Annotated in this window: 9 protein-coding genes; 4 read left to right on the top strand and 5 right to left on the bottom strand. The window is 71.7% G+C overall.

What is annotated here, in order from left to right; genetic code table 11:
• A partial coding sequence (locus tag ALA01S_RS08880; RefSeq protein ID WP_169805880.1) for a methyl-accepting chemotaxis protein occupies positions 1–1,112 on the bottom strand: 1,112 nt, incomplete at its 3' end.
• Between the two features lie 226 nt (positions 1,113–1,338).
• Between ALA01S_RS08880 and ALA01S_RS08875 the strand changes: the two genes are divergently transcribed.
• Complete coding sequence (locus tag ALA01S_RS08875) at positions 1,339–3,858, top strand: YgiQ family radical SAM protein (RefSeq protein ID WP_066334922.1); 2,520 nt, start codon at positions 1,339–1,341, stop codon at positions 3,856–3,858.
• Positions 3,859–3,945: 87 nt separating this feature from the next.
• Here the strand turns inward: ALA01S_RS08875 and ALA01S_RS08870 are convergent, their stop codons facing one another.
• Genes ALA01S_RS08870 through ALA01S_RS08855 form a run of 4 tightly spaced genes read right to left on the bottom strand, consistent with a single transcriptional unit; the run spans position 3,946 to position 6,471 of the window.
• A complete protein-coding gene (locus tag ALA01S_RS08870; RefSeq protein WP_066334916.1) occupies positions 3,946–4,542 on the bottom strand; it encodes a nucleotidyltransferase family protein in 597 nt (198 codons plus the stop codon).
• Positions 4,539–5,558, bottom strand: coding sequence for an XdhC family protein (locus tag ALA01S_RS08865; RefSeq protein ID WP_066334914.1), 1,020 nt, complete (start codon positions 5,556–5,558; stop codon positions 4,539–4,541). Before ALA01S_RS08865 ends, ALA01S_RS08870 begins: the two co-directional genes overlap by 4 nt.
• A 27-nt stretch (positions 5,559–5,585) precedes the next feature.
• Positions 5,586–6,044, bottom strand: a complete 459-nt coding sequence (locus tag ALA01S_RS08860; RefSeq protein ID WP_066334911.1) for a metallophosphoesterase family protein — start codon at positions 6,042–6,044, stop codon at positions 5,586–5,588.
• 19 nt (positions 6,045–6,063) lie between these two features.
• Positions 6,064–6,471, bottom strand: coding sequence for a VOC family protein (locus tag ALA01S_RS08855; protein WP_066334908.1), 408 nt, complete (start codon positions 6,469–6,471; stop codon positions 6,064–6,066).
• A 214-nt stretch (positions 6,472–6,685) separates the two neighbouring features.
• Between ALA01S_RS08855 and ypfH the strand changes: the two genes are divergently transcribed.
• The 3 genes from ypfH (at position 6,686) to ALA01S_RS08840 (ending at position 9,512) form a co-directional block, all read left to right on the top strand.
• A complete protein-coding gene (gene ypfH, locus ALA01S_RS08850; protein WP_066334900.1) occupies positions 6,686–7,393 on the top strand; it encodes an esterase in 708 nt (235 codons plus the stop codon).
• A gap of 417 nt (positions 7,394–7,810) precedes the next feature.
• Positions 7,811–8,599 (top strand): peroxide stress protein YaaA, encoded by a 789-nt coding sequence (gene yaaA, locus ALA01S_RS08845; protein ID WP_066334898.1) that lies wholly within the window; start codon positions 7,811–7,813, stop codon positions 8,597–8,599.
• Positions 8,600–8,654: 55 nt separating this feature from the next.
• Positions 8,655–9,512, top strand: coding sequence for a 2OG-Fe(II) oxygenase (locus tag ALA01S_RS08840; RefSeq protein WP_066334896.1), 858 nt, complete (start codon positions 8,655–8,657; stop codon positions 9,510–9,512).
• The last annotated feature ends 154 nt before the right edge of the window (positions 9,513–9,666 follow it).

Raw genomic sequence — 9,666 nt, 5'->3', positions numbered from 1 at the left:
CCGTCAATCGTTCCGATGATGTCGGCGATGCGGTGCGAGCCGGACTCGATGCGCCGCATCGTCCCCACCACCTGCGCCACCACCTCCCCGCCCTTGACGGCCACTTCCGAGGCGCCCAACGCGAGCTGATTGGCCTGCAGCGCGTTGTCGGCGTTGTGCTGCACGGTGCTGCCCAACTGCTCCATGGAGGAGGCCGTCTGCTGCAGCGAGCTGGCCTGCTGCTCGGTGCGCTGGTTGAGGTCCTGCGTGCCCTGGGCGATCTGCGCGCTGGCCGAGGCCACGCCCTCGGCGTTGCGGCGCACGTCGGCCACGGTGTGGGCGAGATGGTCACGCATGGCCGCCAGCGCCTGCAGCATGCGTGCGGCCTCGTCGCGGCCGCTGGTGTCCATGTCCATGCTCAGGTTGCCCTGGGCCACGGCCTGCGCCACGCCCAGCGCCTGCGCCATGGGCCGGGTGATGGAGGCCGTCACCCAGGCCCCCAGGCCGACGGCCAGCAGCCCGGCCAGCGCGCAGGCCGCCAGCAGCAGCCAGCGGCTTTGGGCATAGGCCTGCGCCGCGGCCTGCACTTCGTCGCCCGCCTGCTGCGTGCCCAGCGCGATGAGCGCCTGCACGGCCGCCAGCAGCGCCTGCACCTGCGGCGTGCCGTCGCGGCCCAGGCGTGCCACGGCCTCCTGGCGCCTGTCCTCCAGCGCCATCTTCACGATCTCCAGCGCCGTCGCGCCGGATTGGACGTCGGCCTGCGCGATCTGCTGCAAGTGCTGCTGCTCGGCCGGCGTGCCGCCGCCGGCGCCGTTGAGCGCTTGCCTGAGCTGCGCCAAGGCGGCCTCGACCTGGTGCTGCGCCTGCTCGAAGCCCGCGCGCTGCGCCTGGCGCTGCGCGTCGTCGTCGGCCAGCAGCACGTTGCGCACGGCCATGGCGCGCGCGCTGGCGGCGTGCAGGAGCTGGTGCGCCAGCTCCTGGCGCACGCTCATCTCGCCGGCATAGCGCTCAAAGGACTGGTGCTCCCGTCCCAGCGTGTGCAGCGTGCCCGCCGATACCGCCCACAACAGCAGCACCAGCACGCCGAACACCATGGCCAGCCGGTTGCGCACCGACAGGTTCCTCAGCCTCATGTTCGTCTCCCTCGTCGCTCTTCTTGTGCGCCTGCGGGCCTGTCCCTGAGCGCAATGCCGACCCATCGGTCAGGAATTTGTGTCATCTTGTTATGGGATGGCGCCGGGAAACAGGGTGTTTAACCCTTAGAGCGGGGAGGGCGAGGCAGGCTGCACAACCCTGATCAGGGCTTGCCTGGGCGTGAGCGGGGACAATGCGGGGTTTGCCTGAAGAAGTCCTGCCGCCGTGTCCCAACTGCCTTTGAACGCCAAGCCGATCACCTCGTGGCGCCCGTATTGGGCCAAGCGCTTCGGCACGGCCAAATTCCTGCCCACCAGCCGCGAGGAGATGGACGCGCTGGGCTGGGACAGTTGCGACGTGGTGCTGGTCACCGGCGACGCCTACGTGGACCACCCGAGCTTCGGCATGTCCGTCATCGGCCGGGTGCTGGAGGCGCAGGGTTTTCGCGTCGGCATCATTGCCCAGCCGGACTGGCAAAGCGCCGAGCCCTTCCGCGCGCTGGGCAAGCCCAACCTCTTCTGGGGCGTCACCGCGGGGAACATGGATTCCATGATCAACCGCTACACGGCCGACCGGAAGATCCGCAGCGACGACGCCTACACCCCCGGCGGCCAGGGCGGCTCGCGCCCCGACCGCGCCTGCCTGGTCTATGCGCAGCGCTGCCGCGAGGCCTTCCCCGAGGTGCCCATCGTCATCGGCGGCATAGAGGCCTCGCTGCGCCGCATCTCGCACTACGACTACTGGCAGGACAAGGTGCGCCGCTCCATCCTGGTGGACGCCAAGGCCGACCTGCTCCTCTACGGCAACGCCGAGCGCGCGCTCATCGAGGTCGCCCACCGCCTGGGCCGCCGCGAGCCCGTGGAGAGCATCACCGACGTGCGCGGCACCGCCTTCATGCGCCGCAGCAACGACCCCACCGCCCTGGGCTGGTTCGAGCTGGACTCCTCCGAGGTGGACCGCCCGGGACGCATTGACGAGCACATCAACCCCTACCTCACGACCGAGGAGCAGGCTGCCGCGAAAGGCGGCTCCTGCGCCAAGGAGGAGAGCCAGCAGGGCCCGGCGGACGGCCAGGCCGGCGAGGGCGCCGCGACGCCGCAAGGCGAGCCCGGCGTGGCCGTGGTCGCCATGCCCGTGAGCCGCAAGACCGGGCGCATCGCCCTGCCGCCGCGCGAGAAGACCGTGATCCGGCTGCCCAGCTTCGAGCAGGTCAAGAGCGATCCCGTGCTCTACGCCCACGCCAACCGCGTGCTGCACCTGGAGACCAACCCCGGCAACGCCCGCGCGCTGGTGCAGCGCCATGGCGAGCGCGACGTGTGGATCAACCCGCCGCCCATCCCGCTGACCACGGCGGAGATGGACCACGTCTTCGACCTGCACTACGCCCGCAGCCCGCACCCGCGCTACGCGGACGAGAGCGGCCGCCACGACGGTGCGACCAAGATCCCGGCCTGGGAAATGATCCGCTTCAGCGTGAACATCATGCGGGGCTGCTTCGGTGGCTGCACCTTCTGCTCCATCACCGAGCACGAGGGCCGCATCATCCAGAGCCGCAGCGAGGACTCCGTGATCCGCGAGATCGAGGAGATGCGCGACAAGGTGACGGGCTTCACCGGCGTGGTCTCCGACCTGGGCGGCCCAACGGCCAACATGTACCGCCTGGGCTGCCGCAGCCCCGAGATCGAAGCCGCCTGCCGCAAGCCCAGCTGCGTCTACCCGGACGTCTGCCAGAACCTGCGCACCGACCACGCCCCGCTCATCAAGATGTACCGCCGCGCCCGCGCGCTGCCCGGGGTCAAGAAGATCCTCATCGGCTCCGGCCTGCGCTACGACCTGGCGGTGAAGTCGCCGGAGTACATCAAGGAGCTCGTCACGCACCACGTCGGCGGCTACTTGAAGATCGCCCCGGAGCACACCGAGGGCGGGCCGCTGTCCAAGATGATGAAGCCCGGCATCGGCACCTACGACCGCTTCAAGCAGCTCTTCGAGCAGTTCAGCGCCGAGGCGGGCAAGCAGCAGTTCCTGATCCCGTACTTCATCGCCGCGCACCCGGGCACCAGCGACGAGGACATGATGAACCTCGCCCTCTGGCTCAAGCGCAACGGCTTCCGGGCGGACCAGGTGCAGACCTTTTATCCGTCGCCCATGGCCACGGCCACGGCCATGTACCACTCCGGCATGAACCCGCTCAAGGGCATCAGCCGCGACGCGGCCAAGGGCGAGAAGGTGGACGTCGTCCGCGGCGAGCGGCGGCGCCGGCTTCACAAGGCCTTCCTGCGCTACCACGACCCCAACAACTGGCCGCTGCTGCGCGACGCGCTCAAGGACCTGGGCCGCGCCGACCTCATCGGCAACGGCAAGCACCACCTCATCCCGACCTTCCAGCCGGCCACCGACGGGGCGTATCAAAGCGCGCGGCGCAAGAACAGCACGGCGGCCGGGGCGCGGGCGTCCGTGGCCAAGCCGGGCGGGAAAGTGGGGATGCCGCAGGCGGCGACGGGCGGCAAGGCGCCCACGGTGCTGTCCGGGGGCAAGACCGCCGTGTCAGGCGGCAAGGCCGGGATGGCTGGCGGCCGACCGGGTGCGGCCGGTGCACAGGCGCCCAAAGGTGGCGTCTCCTACGCCAAGCCCGCCGGCGCGGCGCCGCGCCGCGGCACGCTGCTGACGCAGCACACGGGGCTGCCGCCGCGCGAGACAGGCGGGCGGCCGGCACCGGCCAAGGCGGGCGGGCGCAAGGGGCGCTGAACCGCCGGACCCCGCGCCCTCTTGGGGCGCGCCGGGCAGGGCACTGTCGGCGGCCGACCTGTTCGTGATTTGAGCCTTATCCAGGCGTCATCCGGGCGCGGCGGGCGGTTGGGCGGCGTCGCCGGACGCCTGCAAATCCGCCGGCTGGTCGATGTCCACCAGCACTCCCGCGTCGTCCACGTCCACCTGCTCCAGCGCCAGCCCAACCAGCAGCGGCCCCGCGCCGCGGTCGCCCTGCAGCGTCAGCAGCTTGGGCCGGTGCTCCACGCCGAACCCCACCGGGTTGCCGCGCTGTCCGTCGAAGTAGGGCGCCACGACCGCTTCTCCGGCCTCCAGCCGCCGCGCCAGCGCCTGCAGCGTGCCGGCCTGGACGAAAGGCATGTCGGCCAGCCCCACCAGCACCGGGCCGGGCGGCAGTTGCGCCACGGCCTGGGCCAGCGTCGTGCCCAAGCCCTCCTCGCTGCGGGAGCAAAGAAGCGGCACGCCGCCCAAGGCCTCCACCCGCCGCGCCAACGCTTCGTCCGTGCCGCGCAGCGCCACGTGTACGGCACCCAGCGCGCTTGCCCAGGTGCGCAGGCTGCGCTCCAGCAGCGTGTCGCCCTGCGCCAGGCGCACCTGGCGCTTGTCGGCCCCGAAACGCCTGGAAAAGCCGCCGGCCAGCAGCAGGGCCTGAACCGCGCTCACGCGTCCACCCGGCAGGCCGGCGCCTCGGCGGCGGCCGCCTCCAGCGCGGACACGGCAGCGCGGCGCTGGCGCGTCTCCTCGGCGCGGCAGCACTGGACCAGCTCGGCCGCGATGGCCACCGCGATCTCCGGCGGCGTGCGGCTACCCAGGTCCAACCCGGCCGGGCCGCGCAGCCGGGCGATGGCCTGCGGCGCCAGGTCGAACAGCGCCAGCCGCTCGCGCCGCGCCGCCGTGCTCTTGAACGAGCCCATGGCGCCCACGTAGAAGGCCGCGCCGGGCAGCGCCTCCAGCAGCGCCAGGTCGTCCAGCTTGGGGTCGTGCGACAGGGCCACCACGGCGGTGCCGGCGTCGGGTTTCAGGGCGATCAGCTCGTCGTCCGGCATGCCTGAGAGGCGCCGCGCGGGGAGGTCCGCCGGCCAGCTCTGCAGGTACTCGGGGCGCGGGTCTATGACGAAGACCTCGAAGTCCAGCGTGCGCGCAATGGGCGCGAGATACCGCGACACCTCCGCCGCGCCCACGAGCACCAGGCGCCGCCGCGGGCCCAGCCGCTGGGTGAAGACGCCTTCGCTCAGCGCGCTCGCGTCCCCGGGCAGCGCGGCGCGCACGCGCGAGGCGCCGCCGGGCAAATCGATCTCGCGCACGCAGCCCTGGCCGGCGTCTATGAGGCGCAGCGCCTCTTGAAAATCCGCCAGCGGCGCGGGCTCGGCCCACAGGTCCAGGCTGCCGCCGCAGGGCAGGCGCAGGCGGGCACGCTCCTCGTCGCTGCGGCCGTAGACCAGGCGGCGCGGGGCGGCCAGGCCCGTGGCGTCGGCCTGCAGCAGGGCCATGAGGTCGTCCTCCACGCAGCCGCCGGAGACGGAGCCGGCCACGCGGCCGTCCTCGCACAGCAGCGCCATCGCCCCCACCGGGCGCGGCGCCGAGCCGTAGGTGCCCAGCACCGTGGCGCTCCAGCAGCGTTGGCCCTGGCCGGCCCAGGCCAGGGCGGCGCGCATGATTTCCAGATCGACGGCGTCCATGGATCTATCCCTCGTTTCTTTCTGGGCTCAGACCGCCAGCATGCGCAGCCGCGCCCGCACGTCGTTGCCGTCGATGAGCAGCTCGCCCACCGACACCGGCAACTTGAAGCGGCGCGGCCCGGCGCTGCCCGGGTTGACCCACAGCACGCCGGCGCTTTCGGCGCAGGCCGGCTTGTGCGAGTGGCCGGACACGACCACGCGCACGCCCGGCGGCAGCGGCCTGGGCGCTTCCTTCACGTCGTGCACCACGCACACGCGCACGCCTTGCACGTCCAGCAGCACGGTGTGGGGCAGCTCCAGCGCCCAGGCGGTGCGGTCGTTGTTGCCGCGGACGACCGTCAGCGGGGCGATGGCTTCCAACTGTCGCAGCAGCTCTGGCGGGCCGATGTCGCCGGCGTGGATCACGGCGTCGTAGCCTTGCAGCGCCGCCAGCGCCTGCGGGCGCAGCAGGCCGTGGGTGTCGGAGATGAGGGCAATGCGGGGCATGGCGGGCGAGGGTGAGCGGTCAGGCCTTGGGCGGCTCGCCGGCCATGAACATCAGCTCCCAGATGTGGCCGTCCAGGTCCTCGAAGGCGTGGCCGTACATGAAGCCGTGGTCCTGGGCCGGGCGCGGGATGCGCCCGCCCGCGGCGGCCGCCTGCGCCACCAGGCCGTCCACCTGCGCGCGGCTGCTGCAGGAGATGCAGATCAGCGCCTCGGTGGCGCGGTGGGCGTCGGCGATCCGCTTGTCGCCGATGAAGCCCTGGAAGAAGGGCTCGCTCAGCAGCATCACGTGGATGTTGGGACCCACCACCATGCAGGTCGCCAGCTCGTTGCTGAAGCGCTCGTCGAAGGTGAAGCCCAGCCGGGTGAAGAAGTCGATGGAGCGCTGCAAATCCTTGACCGGCAGGTTGACGTAGATCTGGTCGTGCATGGCGGGCTCTCCTCGGGTCGTGATGGGCGGGCCAACAGGGCAGGGCGCGCGCCCGCGGCTGGGCGCGGCGGGCGCGATGGTAGGCCCGGCAGAGCGGCTGGTGTACAGGCACCGGCAAAGTGCGGGCCGGGGCGGGCGCCGGAGTCGTTGCGCTTGACATGGGGTTTGCGCGGCGGGCTTCGCCGGTGCTTTCGGCCTCGCCCACAATCCCGGAATGAGTGATTGCATTGAATTCATTCCCAACAACAGCCAGGGCCTGCCCCCGCCGCAGCTCATGGTGCTGCTGCATGGCGTGGGGGCGGACGCGGCGTCCATGATCCCCACGGCCCGCGCGCTGCAGCGCGAGTTCCCGCAGGCGGCGCTGCTGATCCCGGAAGGCTTTGACGACTTCGACGGCGGCCCCCAGGGGCGGCAGTGGTTCTCGGTGAGCGGCGTCACCGAGGAGAACCGGCCGCAGCGCGTGGCCGCGGCGCGCGAGCGCTTCGTGGCGTGGCTGCGCGCGGCGCAGCAGCGGCTGCGCGCCACGCCCGCGGTGACGGCGCTGGTAGGCTTTTCGCAGGGCGCCATCCTGGCGCTGGAGACGGCGCAGGCCGAGGACGGGCTGGCCGGCCGGGTGCTGGCCTTCGGCGGCCGCTACGCCGTGTTGCCGGACCACGCCCCGCGCGAAACCACGCTGCACCTGCTGCATGGCGCGCAGGACACGGTGATGCCCACGCGCCACGCCCGCGAGGCGCTGGAGCGGCTGGCGCTGCTGGGCGGCGACGCCACGCTGGACATCGCCGAGGGCGTGGGCCACGAGCTGCACCCCGCCCTGCTGGACGAGGCCATCCACCGGTTGCGCACCCACATCCCGCACCGCACCTGGCAGGCGGCGCTGGGTGCGGTGTCCAGCGCGCAGCGCGGGGGGGATGGCGAGCATTGAGGAGGGCGGGAGGCGGACGGCACCGCAGCCGTGCGCTGCGCGGCAGGCTGGGAGGCTGAGGTATCTCGCCAGCGCAGGCACCGCGCTCTCAACTTCGTCATTCCCGCGAAGGCGGGAATCCAGGAGGCCCCACGCTGGAGCGCAGAGACGACGCAGGAACACCGCGGTTTTTGGCTTCGCTACACCGGCCTGGAAGCTCACGGCTGACTTGGGGGCTGCCTGGATTCCCGCCTTCGCGGGAATGACGAGGTAGGGAGCGAAACGTCTGCGCTGATGGGGTGCCGCGGCTGGGCAACCTTCTACGGACAACACCGCACAGTCCCGATCAGTCACCGCCCCTACGCCGCCACCCCGCAAAATCCGGCATCCGCCGCCACTTTCCCCGGCCGTCCGCTCACTTGCCGACTGTTCATTCCCATGCTCTTCCTGCTTTCGCCATCCAAAGCCCTGGATTACGACACCCCCACGCCGCCGTCCGCGCTGCAGCGCGCCACGCTGCCTGCGTTCACGGATGAAGCGGCCGGGCTGATCGACCTCCTCAAGCCCAAGACGCCGGCCGAGATCGGCGCCCTCATGGACCTTTCCGGCCCCTTGTCCACGCTCAACGTGGCCCGCTACGCCGCCTGGTCCACCACCTGCGACGACGACAACAGCAAGCCCGCCGTGCTCGCCTTCGACGGCGACGTCTACGACGGCCTGGACGCCAAGACCCTCGCCGTGGACGACCTGGCATGGGCGCAACAGCACCTGGCCATCCTCTCCGGCCTCTACGGGGTGCTGCGCCCGCTGGACCGGCTGCAGCCCTACCGGCTGGAGATGGGCACGCGCCTGGCCAATCCGCGCGGCAAGGATTTGTATGCCTGGTGGGGCACGCGCATTGCCGACCATCTGCGCGCGCAGCTCGCGCAGGACCCGCAGCCCGTGCTGGTCAACCTCGCCTCGCAGGAGTACTTCAAGGCGGTGGACCGCAAGGCGTTGCCGGCGCTGCGCATCGTCGAGTGCGTGTTCGAGGACTGGAAGGGCAGCGGCTACAAGGTGGTGAGCTTTTGGGCCAAGCGGGCACGGGGGCTGATGGCGCGCTGGGCCATCCTCAACCGCGCCGCCCGCGTGGAGGCGCTGCGCGAGTTCGACGCCGACGGCTACCGCTTCGATGCCGCCGCCTCCACCGACGACAGGCTGGTCTTCCGCCGCCGCGCGGCCGCCTGAGCCCGCGCCCTGCGGGGCCGCCGCGAGACCTCACGACCAATCACGGGAATTCGACATGAGCCAGCAGATCACGCCGGAATTGCGCCAATGGATCATCGACCAGGCCCGCGCCGGCCACCGGCCCGAGGCCGTGGTGGCGGCCATGCGTGCCAGCGGCTGGGATGAGGCCGTGGCGCTGGACGCGCTGGAGACCACGTTGCAGGGCTTCATGGACTCGCTGCAGAAGCCGGCCGTGCAGCCCGCGCCGCCGGCGCTGTCGGCCGTGCCCGAGCCTGACCTGCGCCAGCAGCCCAGCATCGTGGCGGTGGGCGGGCATGAGGTGAAGGTGCTGATGGCGATGCACAGCCCGCGCGTGGTGGTGTTTGGCGGGCTGTTGTCGGAAGACGAGTGCGACCAGCTCGTGGAGCTGGCCCGTCCGCGCCTGGCGCGCTCGGAAACGGTGGACACGACCACGGGCGGCAGCGAGGTCAACGCCGCCCGCACCAGCTCCGGCATGTTCTTCAGCCGGTGCGAAACGGCGCTGCACCAGCGCATCGAGGAGCGCATCGGCGCGCTGGTGAACTGGCCGGTGGACCACGGCGAGGGGCTGCAGATCCTGCGCTACGGGCCGGGCGCCGAGTACCGGCCGCACCACGACTACTTCGACCCCGCGCAGCCGGGCACGCCGGCCATCCTGCAGCGCGGCGGCCAGCGCGTGGGCACGCTAGTGATGTACCTGAACACCCCGGAGCAGGGCGGCGCGACGATCTTCCCCGACGTGGGCCTGGAAGTCGCGCCCATCAAGGGCAACGCCGTGTTCTTCAGCTACGCCCGCCCGCACCCCGACACCCGCACCCTGCACGGCGGCGCGCCGGTGATCACCGGGGAGAAGTGGGTCGCCACGAAGTGGCTGCGGCAGCGGGTGTTCGTGTGAGGGGCTGAGCGGCGGCAGTGGCGCCTGGCTGGCTGGGAAGCCGCAGTCCGCAGTCCGCAATCCGCAGTCCGCAGTCCGCAGTCCGCAGTCCGCAGCCGGGTCGGTAGCCGGTAGCCGGTAGCCGGTCAGCTTCGCTTACTACCTCGTCATTCCC

Source organism: Azohydromonas lata NBRC 102462, assembly GCF_001571085.1.
Classification (GTDB): domain Bacteria; phylum Pseudomonadota; class Gammaproteobacteria; order Burkholderiales; family Burkholderiaceae_C; genus Azohydromonas; species Azohydromonas lata.
The sequence above is the reverse complement of the archived record's forward strand: the minus strand, read 5'-3'. Positions and strand labels throughout refer to the sequence as shown.